Here is a 17,149-nt window from a genome sequence, read left to right as displayed (position 1 = left end):
TTTCTATACCTACTCTGTTTTTTTATGAATAATTTCATCCTTTTCTTTCGTGAAATACTGCGCTAGTTGTATTTTCACATCTTCTAGTTTTGTAGAAACTTGCGGTATTTTATATCCTACATACAACGGTGAAACGACAAACCTAGGAACAACTTTACAAATGATTTTCCTGTTTAAGTGATAGAAGAATAAGTTATAACTACTACATCCTTTATGGAAATCTGTCAGTATGTAACGTACAGTTTGCTGAATATAATTGGCCATTTCATCTATAAATGCAATATCTTCAATGATGATATTAAATTCAGTAAAGCCGATAATAGGACGCTCTGAAATGTTGAGTTCAATGCGTTCATTTTTTTGAACAATTACCCCTTGGAAATTTGCTTCCTCAATATTTTCAAGATAGTCTACATGTTTCATTCCGATAATTTGCATATGTGCATGATGCAAACTTCCGCCTGAAAATGGACCATGATTTTTGTATAAAATCACAGAAGTGAATTCTTCATTTTCCTGTAAGTTTAACCAATGGAGAATAGAGAAGCGAATTAGTTTTCTCATATGTTCTTCTGTATATGTTGCGATATGGTCTTCGCAATTATCTGTTTCGATTAGCACGGTTTGAAAGGTATCCTTTAATGTAGGGAATTTATTTTTTAACCAAATAATAGAGCCCTCAGTTGCTAAAATATCCGTTAAATTTTTTCTGTCACAAAAAGGACATGCAGTGTTTCTGTTCCGAATGCTTTCTGGTTTTTGTTTACCGATATCGTTTAAAAAATATAGTTGTTGTGTATCCATTTGTATATGCCCCTTTAAAATATATGTAAAAATCCCGCTTAATACATTCGGGAAAAGGAGAAGGAAATCCTTTAAAGGGAATAGGGAAAAATAAAAGACAAGATATCCTCATTGCAATAGGGTACCTTGTCTTTTATTTTTTCTTTAATAGTGTGTATGGATAATATAGAGCATTTTCATTTTGTTTCTTTTTTCTATTTTTTATTGTGTATAAGGCAATTGCTGTACTTGCGATTACAATAATGGCTTTCTTCATATTCATATACCCCTTTTTATTGTTGGTTTAATTCTTGGCTAACTGCTTTCGCATCAACTAAAGCATGTAAGATCATTTTTACCATGTTCATCATATTCCTTCACTCCTTTTTATAGTTCGTTTAGTTCTTTTACAACTGCTTGTCCGTTCACTAATACCTCAAAGATTGCTTTTACGAGTTCTTTCATCATGATTGTTTCCTCCTTGTTTTTGTCTCTCTTGTTTATATCTTTATTGTATAGGGAGGCATCTTTTCGTACTATCGCTTTCCATTACGTGAACATAACAGTTTTGTAAGATTTGATGTCACTTATTGAAATGTTTAGTCTATCTTCATTATTTTCAGAAAAATGACTATTCAAACATAAATCGGGGAAGTATAATAAAGAAGTAAGTATTAAATTCCGTACGAAAGGAGTGAATGAGATGAAATGTTCTTTAGCTACGCACGCAAAATTTTTAGATTATATCTATATTTGTCGTGCGATTTTTCATGATGTAGTTGTTAACGGGATACGTATGCCCTTTTTTAACAATTGCATAGTAGCTATTGAACGATAGAAGTCTCTTCACCCATTTTTGATAAACGTGTGAAAAGGGAGCTATTTGGCTTCCTTTTTCTATGACAAAAACCATGGGGAATGTTTCTTTCCCATGGTTTTTTATATTGAAAGGAGTACGGAAAATGACAATTTGTAGTGTAAATAATGTAAAGAAATCTTTTGGTGGAAACATCATATTTGAAAATATATCGCTTGAAATAAAGAATGGAGAACGTATTGGATTAGTTGGTCGTAACGGTAGTGGGAAGACAACTATCTTTCAGCTTCTAACAGGAATGGAGAGTTTGGATGCAGGAGCCATTCATATGAAGAAAGGTACATGCATCGGTCATGTAGCACAAATTCCAAAATTCAATAATGAAATGAATGTATATGATGTATTAAGCTCCGCTTTTAAAAAGGAAAAAGAGTTGGAGATAGAAATGCATGCTTTAGAAAAAAATATGGCAGAAGAACAGGAATCATCTGCTTTACAAAAATTGATGGAGAGATACGGAGTAATTCAAGAAAGGTACGCGTTTCTCGGTGGTTATGAAATAGAAGCGAATATTATGAAGGTAGCAAATGGTCTACAGGTGACGGAACTATTTCGAAGGTCATTTATGGAGATAAGTGGTGGAGAACAAACAAAAGTAAGCCTTGCGTATATGCTATTGCAGAAACCAGATCTACTTTTGTTAGATGAACCAACAAATCATTTGGACTTATTTGCAGTCGAGTGGTTAGAGCAATTTCTAAAAGAATATACAGGAACAGTTATGGTCATTTCGCACGATCGCTATTTCCTTGATGAAGTTGTAACGAAAATTTTTGATTTAGAAGATGGAGAAATTCACGTATATCATACGAACTATTCACAGTTTGTTGAGGAAAAGGAAGAAAGGCTGCTTCAAGAATTTCAAGCGTATCAAGAACAGCAAAAGAAAATAAAGAAAATGAAAGAAGCAATTAAGCGTCTACGTGAATGGGCAAATCAAGCGAATCCGCCGAATGAAGGATTGCATAAGAGAGCGAGAAATATGGAACGTGCATTAGAGCGTATAGAGAAACTAAAGAGACCCATTTTGGATAGAAAACAGATGGGACTTCAGTTTGAAGGGCAAGAGAGAAGCGGGAAAGATGTTGTTGTAATGAAAGAAGTGAGTAAAGGATTTGCTGAACGATCTTTATTTGAGAAAGTAAATTTGCATCTTCGTTTTCAGGAGCGCGCAGCTATCGTTGGACGTAATGGTACAGGAAAAACTACGCTATTAAAACTATTACTAAAAGAAATGCAGCAAGATGCTGGAGAAATTCGAATTGGTAGTAGTGTGAAAATCGGTTATTTATCGCAACATGCGTACGGGAATATGAAGAACAATGTATTGGAAGCTTTCAGAGATTGCGTGGCTGTAACAGAGGGAGAAGCAAGACATATATTAGCGCGATTTTTATTTTATGGTCCAGCTGTTTTTAAGAAAGTAACGCAACTTAGCGGCGGAGAAAAAATGAGGTTAAGACTCGCGCAACTTATGTATCAAGATGTTAATTTTCTTATTTTAGATGAACCGACGAATCATCTTGATATTGAATCAAGGGAAGTTTTAGAGGAGGCCCTTGAACAATATAATGGGACTATTTTAGCTGTTTCACATGATCGTTATTTCTTAAATAAGTTATTTGAAAAAACATATTGGATTGATGAGCACAAATTATTTGAGTTTGCAGGGAACTATGCATGGGCTCGTCAAAAGTGGGAAGAAAGAATTGAGAAACAAGTAGCAAAACAGAAGCAGCAACAGCAAGGGAATAAAGTGTTAAAAGTAATGCCTATAAAAAAGAAGGAGTCTAGGAATTTAGAGGAAGTTGAAAACGAGTTAATGCATATAGAAGAAGATATATATGCACTTGAATGTAAAATGGAACATGTAGTTGATGTTGAAATGCTTGAACAATTGTATGAAGAAAAAACGAAAAACGAGTTTTTGCGAGCGGAGTTATATAATGAGTTAGAGAATATTGTGGAGTAAAGAAAATAGAATGAAAAAGAGCAAGTTGTTTTCTCATATTTTTGGGGAGGGCTTGCTCTTTCTAGTATAATGAAAGTAGAAAAATCGGTATAATTTTCTTGTTAATGTGATAAGAGAATGAACTTTAGGTCACTAAAACGTGGGGAGAATTTTATGTTAGGATATGCGCGGATTGCTACAATCGTCATGATTTGCTTAGTTTACGCAAATCATGTTTCACGTGAAACAGAAAATTTACAAATTTTTGTCGGTATTGCACTTTTTATTTATATTGTGAATCATATCTTGCTTGTAAAAGCAAAAGGGAGTAGGAAACTTGTTTTTTATACCTTGCTCACAAATGGTATTGTCACAGCGTTATTAGGGTTTTTATTTCCCGAGACATGTTTATATTTAATTATATTTGGAATTGATGCGGTAGGATTATTTATTCATGATTGGCGTAAAAGGATGACTTATTTTTTTATCGCTTTTTTCTTTCTTTGTTGGTTTATAAATATACTACATACGTATCAACATACAGAGAGTCTGGAATTGGAGAGTAATGCAATTAACTTTATGTTTATCATTTTCAGTGCTTTAGCTGGAAACTTAATAAAAAAACTTACAGCTGCGCGGAAAATGGTAGATGAGCAATATGAGGAATTAGCATTATCTCATACAGCTTTAAAAGAAGCACATGAACAATTAAGGCTATATGCCAAAGAGGTAGAGGAATTGACGGCGGTTCGGGAGCGAAATGATATTGCCCGAGAAATTCATGATACCGTGGGTCATAATATGACAGCTTTGCTTGTGCAGTTGCAACTAGCGGAAGCGCTATGGAAGCAAAACTCGGATACGACAGAAACGGTTTTACATACATGTTATGAACTGGCTAGAAAGTCACTTCAAGAAGTAAGAGCTTCTGTTCATGCTTTAAAAGAGGAAAGCAAACTAGGAAACATAGTAGAAAATATGCGTGGAATGTTGAATGAATATTCTAAAATGACGAAAGTACAAGCATCTTTTCGATTGCAAGGAGATCCTGTTACAATTCCATTGTCGCTACATCCTACATTACTTCGTATTATGCAAGAGTCTTTAACAAATGCAAAACGTCACGGGAAAGCCAGTTTATGTGAAGTGAGTTTAACTTGTTCAATGAAACAAGTTAAACTCTGTATTTCGGATAATGGTGTGGGAGTCAACGAGGTAAGTCCAGGTTTTGGTTTACTTAATATGAAAGAACGTGTAGAGGAACATGGTGGAACTATTCAATTTGAGAGTGAGATAGAAAAAGGCTTCCAGTTACAGATTGAATTTCCGCTTCAGGAGAAAACATGGGTAATAGGGGGAACGGTATGATTCGCATTATGATTGTTGATGATCAATCACTCATTCGCGATGGTTTAGCGATGTTATTAAATTTACGACCAGAACTTGAAGTAGTGGGAACGGCTACGGATGGAGACGAAGTGATACAAAAAGTGAAAGAGCTACATCCTGAAATTATTTTGATGGATATTCGGATGCCTCGTATGAATGGTGTTGAAGGAACACGTTTAGTTAGAGAACAGTTCCCTCATATAAAGGTTCTTATGTTGACGACATTCAATGATAGTGAGCTTATTTTTGAAGCATTGGAGCAAGGAGCGAGTGGTTATTTATTGAAGGATATGGAGACAGATGCAATCGCGCAAGCAATTTTAACGGTGCATAGTGGCGGGGTTGTGCTTCCTCAGGATATAACAGCGCAAATTATAGAGGAATTAAAAAAGACGAAAGTGGCAGTAGAGTGTAACCCACCAGAACAACTAAAACAATTAACTGAGCGAGAAGTAGATGTTTTAAGAGCAATTGGACTGGGGTTAAATAATAAAGAGATTGCCGAAAAGCTATTTATTACCGAGGGAACTGTTAAGAATCATGTTTCTAATTTGATTAGTAAGCTAGAACTGAGAGATCGAACACAAGCTGCGATATACGCAGTAAGGTATGGCGTCACGATGTACACATGACTTTTGGCATATATAAGTGTGAAAAAGCAGCGGAATTTGCTGCTTTTTTATTTTGTATTTCTATCTTAAGGCTGATGGAGAAGAAAAGAAATTTTTCTACAATGAAAGTGTAGATGAATACAAAGGGGCTGAATCAATATGTTAGTCATAGATCATATTACGAAATCATTTGGCAAGAAGGAAATCGTAAAGAATGTTTCTTTTGAAGTGAAAAAAGGTGAAACATTTGGGTTGCTTGGACCAAACGGAGCGGGGAAATCAACGACGATATCAATGATTTGCGGGTTAATTCCATACGATAGTGGTGATATAAAAGTTGGTGGGAAATCTGTAAAAGAGTATCCATTAGAAGCGAAAAAGAAAATCGGTATTGTCCCGCAAGACATTGCGCTGTATCCGACACTTTCAGCAAAGGAAAATTTAATCTTCTGGGGAAAGATGTACGGTTTAAATGGAAAAGTTGCAAAAGAGCGGGCAGAGGAAGTGTTAGCTTACGTCGGTTTACAGGATCGGGGAAAAGATAAAATTGAAACATTTTCAGGTGGAATGAAAAGGCGTATTAATATTGGTGCAGCACTTATGCACGAACCAGAGTTATTAATTATGGATGAACCGACAGTCGGGATTGATCCGCAATCGAGAAATCATATTTTAGAGACTGTTAAAAAGTTAAATGAAAAAGGTATGACGGTCATTTATACGAGTCATTACATGGAAGAAGTTGAGTATTTATGTGAGCGAATTGCCATCGTTGATCATGGAAAGGTAATTGCACTAGGAACGAAAAGAGAGCTATGTAATCGTCTAACAGATGGGTTTATGGTGAAATTGCAATTAAATCGCTACAGTACGGAACTGCTACAAAAGTTGAAGGCACTACCTGTTGTTGAGCGGATTATTTTTGACGAAGATAGTAGCACGATTGATATTGGACTAAATGGTGGCGAGGCAATTGGCATAGTTGTTTCAGAAGTTGTTGAAAACAAAGCTCAAATTTTAAAACTGGAAGTAAAAGAACCGAATTTAGAGGCACTTTTTTTACAATTAACAGGACGTTCACTTCGTGATTAAGGGGGTTAGTACGAGATGAGAAGTTTCATTATTGCATGGAAAGATTTAAAAATCCGTTTAATTGATCGGCGCGGATTTATGATGATGTTAATTATGCCACTTGTATTAACGGCCATTTTAGGTTCAGCATTAAGTAATGTATTTGAGAGTGGTGGACTACCGAAAACAGTAATTGGCTATTATCAAGAGGGAACGGATGAGTTTGCAGATGTCTTTCAAAAAGATGTATTGCAATCTAAAGAAATAAAAGATGATGTGAAAGTAAAGGTAGTTAATTCTCAGGAAGAGCTTGAAGATATGTTAAAGGGAAAGAAAATCGATGTAGGAATTGTCATCCCAAATAAATGGAGCGAACAAGTACAAGATGGAAAATTAAAAGAACCAAAGGTGCTTATAGACCCATCAAAAGATATACAAGCAAAAATTGCTGAGTCAATGATCCGCTCTTTTTCAGAACGTGTTCAAACAGTCGCAGTATCTACTAAAAGTGTTGTAACAGAATTAGCAAAATCTCAGCAGAGTGATGTAGCACAAGTTGCAAAAGAGGTAAGTGGAAGTCTACAGACGATAGCAACTGCAAGTGTGGGTAACATCCAAAAAGGAACGGTAGGCAAAAAAACAGTTGCAGCGATGCAATATTATGCAGCAGCAATGTTAGTCATGTTTTTACTATATAACATAACAGTAGGTGCAAAGTCAGTTGTAACAGAGCAACGAACTGAAACGTTGGCGCGTTTGTTCAGTACACCGACGAGCTCATTTTCAATTTTATTCGGGAAGTTTTTAGGTACATTACTATTTGCCTGTATACAATTTGGAATATTTATAGTTGCTACACACTTTATGTTTCATGTGGAATGGGGCGCAGATGTGTCTCAAATAGTAGTGTTGGGAATTTCTTATGCAATTTGTGTTTCTGGTTTATCTATGTTAATCGCCGCTTTTATTCGTGAGGAAAAAACGGCAGATTTAATGGGGGGAATCGGTATTCAAATACTAGCTATATTAGGAGGATCAATGTTACCGATTTACGTATTTCCCGATACACTTCAAACAGTTGCGAATATTGCTCCGAATAAATGGGCACTTACGAGCTTCTTAAATATTATGTCGGGAACATCTTGGGATGTGCTATTCCCTGTCATTTTAAGTTTATGTAGTGCAGGAATTATCTCCGTTATGATTGGAACGTTACGTTTACGTACGAGATAGGAGGGGAAATGATGAAGAAAGTTTGGGCGCTTTGTTGGCTAGAATTAAAACAAATTTTAATTAAGCCACAAAGTTATATACTCATGTTTGGAATGCCTATTATTTTTACACTCATTTTCGGTGGACTTTTAGGCGGAAGTGGGAATGAGAAAGTAAATGTTAGTTTAGTAGATAAAGATGGTTCTGTATTATCTGGCAAGTATTATGAGGAAATAAAGAAAAGTGATTTAATTTCTATAGAAAAGGTAACGTATAGGGAAGGGACACAGAGGATCGAAGATAAGAAATCATCTGGTATAATCATCATTCCGAAAGATTTTCAAAAGAGTATGCTAGATGGAAAAGTAGAAAATATCCAATTTCAAGCCAGTGCTGATTTTACGGGTGGAACTTCTGTAGAGCAAGTATTAGCAAGTGCATTAAAAAAGATGGAGATAGAAGTTAGTGCAGCAAGAGATTTTGAGAAGAAAAGTAACACTTCGTGGGAAACGATGTATGAAACAATTTATACAAAAATAGATCCTGTTTCGATTCAAAAAGAATTGATTTTACACGATGATCAAAAGTTAAATAACGTTACAGGGCGAGCGGCAGGTTTTTCAATTCTATTCGTCATGATTGTCATGTTAAGTGCGACGGGAACCATTTTGAAAGCTAGACAACTTGGTGTTTGGTCTCGTTTATTAGGGGCACCAGTTTCAAAAGTTCAAATACTAGCAGGATATATCCTTTCCTTCTTTTTAATAGGGTGGATTCAATTTGGTGTTTTAATGATATTAACGCATTCATTATTTGATGTGCAGTGGGGAAATTTATTAGGGGTTATTACACTCGTTTCAGTATTGCTATTAGCGGTTATTGGTCTAGCTTTATTATTGGCAAGTATCGTGAAAACAACAGAACAGCAGTCCGCACTAGGGAATATCGTTGTAATTTCAACGTGTATGATTAGTGGTCTTTATTGGCCAATTGAAATTGAGCCTTCATGGATGCAAGCGGCGGCAAATTTTGTTCCGCAAACGTGGGCGATGCGTGGCTTTACTGAGTTAATTGTAAGGGGAGGTACATTAGCAGATATAGGAGTATATATTGGTATACTCATTTTATTTGCAGGAGTATTTTTCGTAATTGGTTTAACAAGAATACGTTATGACTGAAAAAAGAAAGCAGAGTTACAGCTTTACGCGCTGAACTCTGCTTTCTTTTTGTGTGGTATCTTCCCTTGTTGAAATTATAATAGCGATCCCGAGCATAATAAAAAAAGCTAAAAAGAGGACGAACTTTGGGAAGAAAGGGAATAGTAATAACGCCCCGACTATCATGATTGTTAATAGCACATAGTGCAGGACATATTGGAATAGGTTGTCCATATTTTCGCCCCCTTCTTGGTAGTTAATTGTTATTATTCTATGCGGGACTATTAGGTAATAGAATGAATTTTTTGCTAAGTTTATTTAAATTAAAGATTGATCAATAATTTCGAAAGAATTCTCAAAATATTTATATAGAAATAATTGACAAAATATACTGAAAGATATAAGCTAATAACCATAAAGTCTACCGGAAAGGTCGGAATAAGATTGTTACCCCTCAAAAACATCTTTTTTTACGTTTAAAACCGACTTTTCCGATTGGCTATGAAATGTTGCTGTGGGAGGCATACATTAGGCAAGCAGTTCATAAGGTGTAATTATTAAAAAAAAGTTAGGGTGGGGACAATGAAGAAAAAGACAAAAAAATGGGCTGGTGTATTTTCGGTATTACTGAGTAGTTCGCTTGTGTTATCTGCCTGTGGGGGACAGGAGGATACGGCTTCTACAGAACCAGTGCAAAAACAGGATTTAAAAGACTCTAAGATTGAAACAATTCCAGCTACAGATAAGAAGAAAAGTCCAGAAAAAGCAAATCAGCGGAAGGACACTTTTATCACGGCTATTTCTAAGCCAGGAGGCGTTTTCTTACCATATTTCCAAGAGAATGGTTGGGATGGAAACGTAACGTCTGTTATTTTTGCATCATTAGTAACAACAGACAAACAAGGTAAACCTGCTCCAGACCTTGCAGAAAAATGGGATATTTCTGCTGATCAGTTAACATATACATTCCATTTACGTAAAGATTTAAAGTTTAGTGATGGTTCCCCTTTAACAGCGGATGACGTAGCATTCACATTAACACTACTCCATGATAAAGCATATGAAGGTGGGGTGGATATTGCTCAGTATGCCATTAAAGGTGGGAAAGAATATAAAGAAGGAAAAGCAACTTCTATTGAAGGAGTTCAAGTTGTTAATCCACAAACAATTAAAATTATAACTGAAAAAGTTAATTCTCAGGCACTAACTGCTTTAGGTGGGTCAGTGTTATCAAAAGCTTATTATGGAAAAGAATATAAACAAAATACAAGTTTAGACTATTTAAAAGCGTTGTATGGGCAACCAATTGCTGCGGGACCATATAAATTTGAGAAATATGTTCCAGGTCAAGAAGTTCGCTTTGTTGCCAATGAACATTATTATGCAGGAAAACCGAAAATCAAAAACTTTATTTACAAAATAACATCAGGTGATACTGGATTCCAATTATTCCAAACAGGTGAACTAGATTATAGTGGATTTAGAGCAAATCCTGAAAATATAGAACAATTAAAAGGATTAGGTTTTGCGAATATTAATCTCGAGTCTTCTAGTGATATCGCTTATATTTATGTGAATAATAAGAAGCCATATTTGAAAGATAAGAAAGTCCGCCAAGCACTTACTTATGGGTTAGATCGTAAGAAGTATGTTGATACAGCTTTACAAGGATATGGTTCTGTTGCTAACGTACCAATTGCTCCAGTTTCGTGGGCATATACGGAAGAAGGAATTAATAAATATCCATACGACGTAGAAAAGGCTAAAAAATTATTGGATGAAGCTGGTTGGAAAGTAGGTTCTGACGGGGTTCGTGAAAAAGATGGTCAAAAATTAAAATTAACATACTACGCATCAAATACAGGAAAAACAAATGATATCTTTATTCCAATTGCAAAAGAAAGCTACAAAGCAATCGGTGTTGAAATAAATCCAGAGCTAATGGACTTTAATACGATGCTTTCAAAAGTGGGAAAAGGTGACTATGATTTAGCAGCGGTTTCAACACCAGGAATTAGTGATCCAAGTGAAGTGGTAAGTGACTACTTATCAACTAACCCAAAAAGTGATACAGGTTATAGTAATCCGAAAGTTGATGAATTAATTGTAAAAGGCATAGAGACGACAGATATTGAAAAACGTAGAGCAGTTTATAAAGAACTGTATAAAGAGTTAAGCGATGATCCACCGGTTATTTTACTAAACTATCGTAAACTACTTTACGCTCACAATGCACGTATACAAGGCATCAATCCAGAAAAATATGATGGTATTAGTTCTAACTTACCAGTGCTATCAGTTGAAAAATAAAGATTAACTGAAATAATAGAAGACACTTTTTCATACAGCAAGGAATAAACGCTGCTTTGAAAAAATGTTCTTCTATTTTTAAGTAAATAGGATTGGGGAGACAAAAGGTGAAAACATACATCATTCGTAGGTTTCTACAAATGATTCCTACATTGTTTGGTACGTCCATTATTATCTTTTTCTTATTTGCACTCTTGCCAGGTGATTATATTGATTCGAATCCAAAGTTAACACCAGAGAGAGCTCAAGAATTAAGGGAACTGTATGGTTTAAATAAGCCGATTATTGAAAGATACTTTCACTGGCTAGGTAACGCACTGCACGGTGATTTTGGCTTCTCATTACAATATCAAGAACCAGTAACATCATTACTTAATAAGTTCATTTGGAATACATTTATTGTTGCAGTTGCAGCTTTATTTTTCACTTGGATTATTGCTCTTATAATTGGTGTTGTTTCAGCAACAAAACAGCATTCATGGTTTGATAGACTTGTAACAATTGGTGTTTTTGCTGCAATGTCATTCCCATCATTTTTTATAGGATTGTTCTTAATTAAATTATTGGCAGTTGATTTAAATTTATTACCAATTGGCGGCATGATTGATATTGGAAGTAATTCGACAGGTATCACATACATATTGGAAGTATTACGTCATATGATTCTGCCTGTATTTATTTTAACGCTTCTCGGTGTAGGGTCATTAACACGATATTTTAGAACAGGTATGTTGGATGTTGTAAGACAAGACTATATTCGTACTGCACGTGCAAAAGGGTTGAAAGAAAGAAAAGTTATTTATAAGCATGCATTGAAAAATGCAATTTTACCAGCGATTACTTTACTTGCGTTTGAATTACCAGGCTTATTTTCTGGCGCAATTATTATTGAACAAATCTTTAACTGGCCAGGGATTGGAAGTATTCAATTAGAAGCATTGAACTTTCGTGATTATACAGTATTAATGGCATTTACGATGTTTCTTTCTTGTTTAACAATTATGGCGAACTTTTTTGCAGATATTGTATATGGGCTTGTTGATCCACGAATTCGACTGAAGTAAGGGGGGGAAGATATGGAGACTATTACAACAATAAAGAAAAAGAAAGAACCGAAAAAAAGAAACGAATCATCACCATGGCGTCAAGCCTATAAAAAAATAAAGCAAAATAAGTTGGCATTGTTTGGTTTATACATTTTAATATTTATGTTTTTATTTAGTTTCATTGGTCCAATCTTTTCACCATATGCTTCGGGGACAGTACAAGTAACGCAAATCAATAAACCACCTAACCTTTCACATTGGCTCGGAACAGACCAATTAGGACGGGACATTTTAACTAGGCTTATGCAAGCAGGACGTATTTCATTAACAATCGGTTTAGCATCGATGTTACTATCTGTTATACTCGGTGCTCTGTTAGGAGCCATTGCTGGTTTTTATCGTGGCATTGTAGACCATCTAATTATGCGTATTGCAGATGTGTTAATGTCCATTCCAGGATTACCGTTGCTTATTATAATGGGGGCAATTTTATCAGAATGGAAACTACCATCAGAATATCGGTTATATGTCGTAATGATTATTTTAAGTTTAGTAGGATGGCCAGGACTTGCACGCCTCGTACGAGGTCAAATTTTAACGCTGCGGGAGCAAGCATTTATGCAGGCAGCGGACGTCTTGGGATTAAAAGATTCTCGTAAAATTCTCCATCATTTAATTCCAAACGTTTTTCCAATATTAATTGTTGTAGCGACGTTAGGTGTGGCAGGATCTATTTTAAGTGAGTCTGCACTAAGTTACCTAGGACTTGGCGTTGTCCCGCCTACACCATCGTGGGGAAATATGATTAGTGCAGCAAACTCATTAATCGATTTCCAAAAGCGTCCGTGGTTATGGATCCCGCCTGGTTTTGCAATCTTTATAACAGTTGTATCAATTAATATACTTGGCGATGCACTTCGTGATGCATTAGATCCAAAGATGAAGCGGTAGGTGAGAAAGCATGAGTAGAGCAGTAGTAGAGCTAAAGGATTTACAAACACACTTTCAGACGGAAGAAGGTACAGTAAAGGCTGTCAATCATGTTAGCTTTTCAGTTCGAGAAGGTGAAACAGTTTGTGTAGTAGGCGAATCAGGTTGCGGGAAAAGTGTAACGGCTTTATCTATTATGGGACTTATTGCTGAATCTGGCGGCATCGTTGGTGGTGACATTCTTTATGAAGGAAAAAGTCTTTTAGGAATGAAAGAGAAAGAACTTCGTAGTTTAAGAGGAAATGATATCGCGATGATTTTCCAGGAACCGATGACATCACTTAATCCGGTCTTTACTGTTGGAGAGCAAATTGTTGAGACGTTAAGAGAGCATGAACTACTTAGCAAAAACGAAGCATACAAAAAAGCAATTGAATTAATTCGTAAAGTTGGTATTGCTCGTGCTGATGAAATTGTCCATTCTTATCCGCACGAATTAAGCGGTGGTATGTTACAACGTATTATGATTGCTATTGCACTTAGTTGTAATCCAAAGTTATTAATTGCAGATGAACCGACAACAGCTCTAGACGTTACGATTCAAGCGCAAATATTAGACTTACTAAGACAAGTAAAAGAGGAATTTAAAACGTCCATTTTATTAATTACACATGATCTAGGTGTTGTAGCGGAAATGGCTGATTACGTTGTTGTTATGTATGGTGGAAAAGTTATTGAAGAGGCACCGGTACTAGAAATATTTCAAAATCCGAAACATCCATATACGCAAGGGTTGCTGAAATCAAAACCAGTAATGGGGAAACGAACAGAGAAACTTTATTCTATTCCAGGGCAAGTTCCAAATTTAGTTGGCTTAGATGAGTTTTGCTACTTTAGTGGCCGCTGTGAACATTGCATGGAAATATGCAAAAATGAAGCGCCAAATCTTAATGTGCATGACGAGGATCATAAAGTAGCTTGTTGGTTATATGAGGAGCGTGCTGGGCAATGAGTGAACCATTATTAGAAGTGAAGAACTTAAAAACGTATTTTCCGATTAAGGGCGGCGTATTTAGTAGAACGATTGGACATGTGAAAGCGGTAGATGGGGTAAGCTTTACAATTGATAAAGGAGAAGTGTTTGGCCTTGTAGGAGAGTCTGGAAGTGGGAAAACGACGATAGGAAAAACAATTCTCCGTCTCGTTCAAAAAACAGAAGGTGAAGTGAAATTTAAAGGTCAAGATGTTCATGCTTTATCAAATGAGGAGCTGAGAAAGCATCGTCCTAATATGCAGCTCGTCTTTCAAGATCCATTTAGCTCATTAAATCCAAGAATGAGAATTGGAGAAGCGCTTGGTGAGCCAATGTTGGCTCACGGACTAGCGACGAAAGAAAATGTCCGTGCAAAGGTGATAGAAGTATTGGAGTTATGTGGTTTAGCGCCGTATCACATTGACCGGTACCCTCATGAGTTTTCCGGTGGGCAACGTCAGCGTATCGTTATTGCAAGGGCGATGGTATTAGATCCAGAATTTATTGTAGCTGATGAGCCTGTTGCGGCATTAGATGTATCTATTCAAGCGCAAATCATTAATTTGTTTAGTGAATTACAGGAGAAAAAGGGATTATCCTATTTATTCATTTCACATGATTTAAGTGTTGTGGAGCACTTATGTACGAAAATTGGAATTATGTATTTAGGAACTATTGTCGAAACAGCACCACGTGATGAGTTATTTGCGAATCCGCTTCATCCATATACAAAAGCATTGTTATCAGCAGTGCCAATACCGGATCCAACAGTTAAGCGAGAACGGATTATTTTAGAAGGGGATATTCCAAGTCCTGCAAATCCACCATCAGGTTGCCGTTTTCATACACGTTGCCCCTTTGCTACAGATATTTGTAAAACGAATGTACCAGAATTCCGTAATTTGGGTGAAGATCATTTTGTTGCTTGTCATCATGTGTAAAAGAAAAGGACTCTTTCAAAATGTGAAAGAGTCCTTTTTTTACCCCGCATTAACGGGCAGTAAGACTCCCACCTGAAAATTCGACACATGCGGGGAAGTTAGGTGGGAGATTAACTGCCCGTAAAAGCCCGATTGGTTCAACTAATAATCAGAGGAACCCCACCTCTGATTAAAGTTGAACTTTATTTACTAGATGAAGTTTGTTTCAATACAAATTGCTCGATTGCATGAGCAACACCATGTTCATTGTTTGTTAATGTTACAACGTCACATAGTTTTTTGACATCTTCTTCGGCATTTCCCATTGCAACTGATAAGCCAGCTACTTGTAGCATTGGCACATCATTAAAGTTGTCACCGATTGCAACAGTATCTTCAATTGGTATATTGAAATAAGCTGCCATTTCTTGTAGGCCGTTCCCTTTATGACCATGCTTATCCATAATTTCTACATTAGTAGGAGCTGATGCGGTAACTGAAATGTCCGTATCTTCTTGTAAAGTTTGCAATAGCTGCGAACGATGAGCAGCATTAAATGTCAAAATAAAGAATTTAGATATTTCTAATTCTGGATTATTTACGACATCTTCTATTTTTTGGAAATCAGTAATTAAGTTAGATTTCTTTTGTTTTTCTGTAATTCTTTCAAGTTCCTCAAGTGTAACATCTAGTGTATGTTTATTTTCTTCGAATGCCTGCATAACTTGACCTTGCCATGTATAAGGAGAATAAACCCCTTTATTTGTGTACAACTTATATGGAAAACCTTCAGATTCTAGTAATTTTGCAAGCTTGTATACTTTATCATTTTGTAAACAACGCGAGTTAATTACTTTTCCGTCCACATAAACAATTGCCCCATTGCTTGCTCCAACTGGAAGAGATAGTTTATATTCTTCCAATAATTTCAAAGCATCCTCTTTCGCGCGGCCAGAACAAATCATTACAATATGACCAGCCTCTTTTGCGGTTTGGATAGCTTGTAAGTTCTCTTTGGAGATTTCAAGATTAGATGATAGTAGTGTACCATCCATATCTAGTGCGATTAATTTCAAAATGACCACCTCTTTGTTTCCATTATACATAGTTATATAGAGGAAACATATAAACTTATCTTGGAAAGATAGTATTTTATCCCGCATTAATTTCTAGTAAAAGTGCGATTGGTGAGGGGAATAATTAGTAGGGAATGAAACTCTCGTTGATTAAAGTTTCACTTTGGTTTTTAACAAAATAGAGATGAATAATATTATATTTCGCTTTATGACCTTAATGTTACACTAGTGTTACAAATGTGATTGTAGTAGAAAACGCATTAAAACAAGGTTTTTGAGTGTTTATTAAAAAAAACGTAAAAAAAGTGTAATAAAATTTACGTAATTATATTGCAACGTAATAATAGTTATGTTACATTATTGTTACAAACGTTACGTAATTAATTTCAATGTAACGTTAACATGAAAACTATGAACTAATCATTTCTTAGTAATTACATATAGATAACTTATAAAAAAGGAGAATGAATGATATGAACAACGAGCAAGTATTAAACGTAACAAAAGGTGACTTCTTAGGATCAGCAAGTGGAGCAGTAGTATTAACAGCATTAATCGTATTTCTATCAAGCGTATTAGTATAATAGAAGTTTTGTAACAAAAGATAAATGAAGGGAGAATGAAAGATATGAAAGAGCAAGTATTACAAGTAACAAAAGGTGACTTCGTAGGATCAGCAAGTGGAGCGGTAGTATTAACAGCATTAATCGTATTTCTATCAAGCGTATTAGTATAATAGAAGTTTTGTAACAAAAGATAAATGAAGGGAGAATGAAAGATATG

18 protein-coding genes are annotated in these 17,149 nt (G+C 35.6%); 14 read left to right on the top strand and 4 right to left on the bottom strand.

Annotated features, from left to right (window positions below):
• Window positions 1-9 precede the first annotated feature (9 nt).
• Both ABH955_RS26775 and ABH955_RS26770 read right to left on the bottom strand, forming a co-directional pair.
• A complete protein-coding gene (locus tag ABH955_RS26775; RefSeq protein ID WP_404449365.1) occupies window positions 10-804 on the bottom strand; it encodes a DUF4931 domain-containing protein in 795 nt (264 codons plus the stop codon).
• A 133-nt stretch (window positions 805-937) separates the two neighbouring features.
• Entirely contained in the window at window positions 938-1,066 is a 129-nt protein-coding gene (locus tag ABH955_RS26770; protein ID WP_002029408.1) for a hypothetical protein, read from the bottom strand.
• Window positions 1,067-1,486: 420 nt separating this feature from the next.
• On the opposite strand from ABH955_RS26770, the gene ABH955_RS26765 reads away from it, so the two are divergent.
• From ABH955_RS26765 to ABH955_RS26735, 7 genes are all read left to right on the top strand, one after another.
• Window positions 1,487-1,621: an RAxF-45 family protein gene (locus ABH955_RS26765; protein ID WP_404449367.1), complete on the top strand. Its 135-nt coding sequence runs from the start codon at window positions 1,487-1,489 to the stop codon at window positions 1,619-1,621.
• Between the two features lie 124 nt (window positions 1,622-1,745).
• Window positions 1,746-3,632 (top strand): ribosomal protection-like ABC-F family protein, encoded by a 1,887-nt coding sequence (abc-f, locus tag ABH955_RS26760; RefSeq protein WP_404449369.1) that lies wholly within the window; start codon window positions 1,746-1,748, stop codon window positions 3,630-3,632.
• A 153-nt stretch (window positions 3,633-3,785) separates the two neighbouring features.
• Window positions 3,786-4,979 (top strand): sensor histidine kinase, encoded by a 1,194-nt coding sequence (locus tag ABH955_RS26755; protein WP_078185466.1) that lies wholly within the window; start codon window positions 3,786-3,788, stop codon window positions 4,977-4,979.
• On the top strand, window positions 4,976-5,632 hold the full coding sequence (locus ABH955_RS26750) for a response regulator (protein WP_063218196.1): 657 nt from the start codon (window positions 4,976-4,978) through the stop codon (window positions 5,630-5,632). The genes ABH955_RS26755 and ABH955_RS26750 overlap by 4 nt, the downstream gene beginning before the upstream one ends.
• Window positions 5,633-5,770: 138 nt before the next feature.
• Window positions 5,771-6,703, top strand: coding sequence for an ABC transporter ATP-binding protein (locus ABH955_RS26745; RefSeq protein WP_000960163.1), 933 nt, complete (start codon window positions 5,771-5,773; stop codon window positions 6,701-6,703).
• A gap of 15 nt (window positions 6,704-6,718) precedes the next feature.
• Window positions 6,719-7,915, top strand: coding sequence for an ABC transporter permease (locus tag ABH955_RS26740; RefSeq protein ID WP_219300616.1), 1,197 nt, complete (start codon window positions 6,719-6,721; stop codon window positions 7,913-7,915).
• Between the two features lie 11 nt (window positions 7,916-7,926).
• Window positions 7,927-9,072 carry an ABC transporter permease gene (locus ABH955_RS26735; RefSeq protein WP_219300614.1) on the top strand — a complete coding sequence of 382 codons (1,146 nt, stop codon included), beginning with the start codon at window positions 7,927-7,929 and terminating at the stop codon, window positions 9,070-9,072.
• A gap of 15 nt (window positions 9,073-9,087) precedes the next feature.
• Here ABH955_RS26735 and ABH955_RS26730 read toward each other — a convergent pair whose 3' ends face one another.
• A complete protein-coding gene (locus ABH955_RS26730) occupies window positions 9,088-9,285 on the bottom strand; it encodes a hypothetical protein (RefSeq protein WP_000369259.1) in 198 nt (65 codons plus the stop codon).
• 348 nt (window positions 9,286-9,633) lie between these two features.
• Between ABH955_RS26730 and ABH955_RS26725 the strand changes: the two genes are divergently transcribed.
• The 5 genes from ABH955_RS26725 to ABH955_RS26705 all read left to right on the top strand — a co-directional run bounded on the left by ABH955_RS26725 (window position 9,634) and on the right by ABH955_RS26705 (window position 15,311).
• Window positions 9,634-11,361, top strand: coding sequence for an ABC transporter substrate-binding protein (locus tag ABH955_RS26725; protein WP_404449373.1), 1,728 nt, complete (start codon window positions 9,634-9,636; stop codon window positions 11,359-11,361).
• 107 nt (window positions 11,362-11,468) lie between these two features.
• Window positions 11,469-12,425: an ABC transporter permease gene (locus ABH955_RS26720; RefSeq protein WP_061689743.1), complete on the top strand. Its 957-nt coding sequence runs from the start codon at window positions 11,469-11,471 to the stop codon at window positions 12,423-12,425.
• Between the two features lie 12 nt (window positions 12,426-12,437).
• Window positions 12,438-13,358 carry an oligopeptide ABC transporter permease gene (opp4C, locus tag ABH955_RS26715; RefSeq protein WP_242311472.1) on the top strand — a complete coding sequence of 307 codons (921 nt, stop codon included), beginning with the start codon at window positions 12,438-12,440 and terminating at the stop codon, window positions 13,356-13,358.
• A 10-nt stretch (window positions 13,359-13,368) separates the two neighbouring features.
• Entirely contained in the window at window positions 13,369-14,349 is a 981-nt protein-coding gene (locus ABH955_RS26710; protein WP_404449378.1) for an ABC transporter ATP-binding protein, read from the top strand.
• The gene (locus ABH955_RS26705; protein ID WP_404449380.1) at window positions 14,346-15,311 is read left to right on the top strand and encodes an ABC transporter ATP-binding protein; all 966 of its coding nucleotides are present in this window, start codon (window positions 14,346-14,348) and stop codon (window positions 15,309-15,311) included. The genes ABH955_RS26710 and ABH955_RS26705 overlap by 4 nt, the downstream gene beginning before the upstream one ends.
• Before the next feature lie 182 nt (window positions 15,312-15,493).
• Here ABH955_RS26705 and ABH955_RS26700 read toward each other — a convergent pair whose 3' ends face one another.
• Window positions 15,494-16,366 (bottom strand): Cof-type HAD-IIB family hydrolase, encoded by an 873-nt coding sequence (locus ABH955_RS26700; protein ID WP_071744529.1) that lies wholly within the window; start codon window positions 16,364-16,366, stop codon window positions 15,494-15,496.
• A gap of 464 nt (window positions 16,367-16,830) precedes the next feature.
• Here ABH955_RS26700 and ABH955_RS26695 point away from each other — a divergent pair, with 464 nt between their 5' ends.
• Entirely contained in the window at window positions 16,831-16,950 is a 120-nt protein-coding gene (locus ABH955_RS26695) for a DUF3948 family protein (RefSeq protein WP_002009865.1), read from the top strand.
• A gap of 35 nt (window positions 16,951-16,985) precedes the next feature.
• Window positions 16,986-17,102, top strand: coding sequence for a DUF3948 family protein (locus ABH955_RS26690; RefSeq protein WP_000654250.1), 117 nt, complete (start codon window positions 16,986-16,988; stop codon window positions 17,100-17,102).
• The last annotated feature ends 47 nt before the right edge of the window (window positions 17,103-17,149 follow it).

This window comes from Bacillus sp. RC240 (assembly GCF_044907945.1).
GTDB classification, from domain to species: Bacteria; Bacillota; Bacilli; order Bacillales; family Bacillaceae_G; genus Bacillus_A; species Bacillus_A mycoides.
This window is presented reverse-complemented; position numbering and strand designations above follow the sequence as displayed.

Coding starts and splice junctions, on each gene's coding strand:
- ABH955_RS26775 (WP_404449365.1), bottom strand. CDS start 804: ATGGATACACAACAACTATATTTTTTAAACGATATCGGTAAACAAAAA.
- ABH955_RS26770 (WP_002029408.1), bottom strand. CDS start 1,066: ATGAATATGAAGAAAGCCATTATTGTAATCGCAAGTACAGCAATTGCC.
- ABH955_RS26765 (WP_404449367.1), top strand. CDS start 1,487: ATGAAATGTTCTTTAGCTACGCACGCAAAATTTTTAGATTATATCTAT.
- abc-f (WP_404449369.1), top strand. CDS start 1,746: ATGACAATTTGTAGTGTAAATAATGTAAAGAAATCTTTTGGTGGAAAC.
- ABH955_RS26755 (WP_078185466.1), top strand. CDS start 3,786: ATGTTAGGATATGCGCGGATTGCTACAATCGTCATGATTTGCTTAGTT.
- ABH955_RS26750 (WP_063218196.1), top strand. CDS start 4,976: ATGATTCGCATTATGATTGTTGATGATCAATCACTCATTCGCGATGGT.
- ABH955_RS26745 (WP_000960163.1), top strand. CDS start 5,771: ATGTTAGTCATAGATCATATTACGAAATCATTTGGCAAGAAGGAAATC.
- ABH955_RS26740 (WP_219300616.1), top strand. CDS start 6,719: ATGAGAAGTTTCATTATTGCATGGAAAGATTTAAAAATCCGTTTAATT.
- ABH955_RS26735 (WP_219300614.1), top strand. CDS start 7,927: ATGAAGAAAGTTTGGGCGCTTTGTTGGCTAGAATTAAAACAAATTTTA.
- ABH955_RS26730 (WP_000369259.1), bottom strand. CDS start 9,285: ATGGACAACCTATTCCAATATGTCCTGCACTATGTGCTATTAACAATC.
- ABH955_RS26725 (WP_404449373.1), top strand. CDS start 9,634: ATGAAGAAAAAGACAAAAAAATGGGCTGGTGTATTTTCGGTATTACTG.
- opp4C (WP_242311472.1), top strand. CDS start 12,438: ATGGAGACTATTACAACAATAAAGAAAAAGAAAGAACCGAAAAAAAGA.
- ABH955_RS26710 (WP_404449378.1), top strand. CDS start 13,369: ATGAGTAGAGCAGTAGTAGAGCTAAAGGATTTACAAACACACTTTCAG.
- ABH955_RS26705 (WP_404449380.1), top strand. CDS start 14,346: ATGAGTGAACCATTATTAGAAGTGAAGAACTTAAAAACGTATTTTCCG.
- ABH955_RS26695 (WP_002009865.1), top strand. CDS start 16,831: ATGAATGATATGAACAACGAGCAAGTATTAAACGTAACAAAAGGTGAC.
- ABH955_RS26690 (WP_000654250.1), top strand. CDS start 16,986: ATGAAAGATATGAAAGAGCAAGTATTACAAGTAACAAAAGGTGACTTC.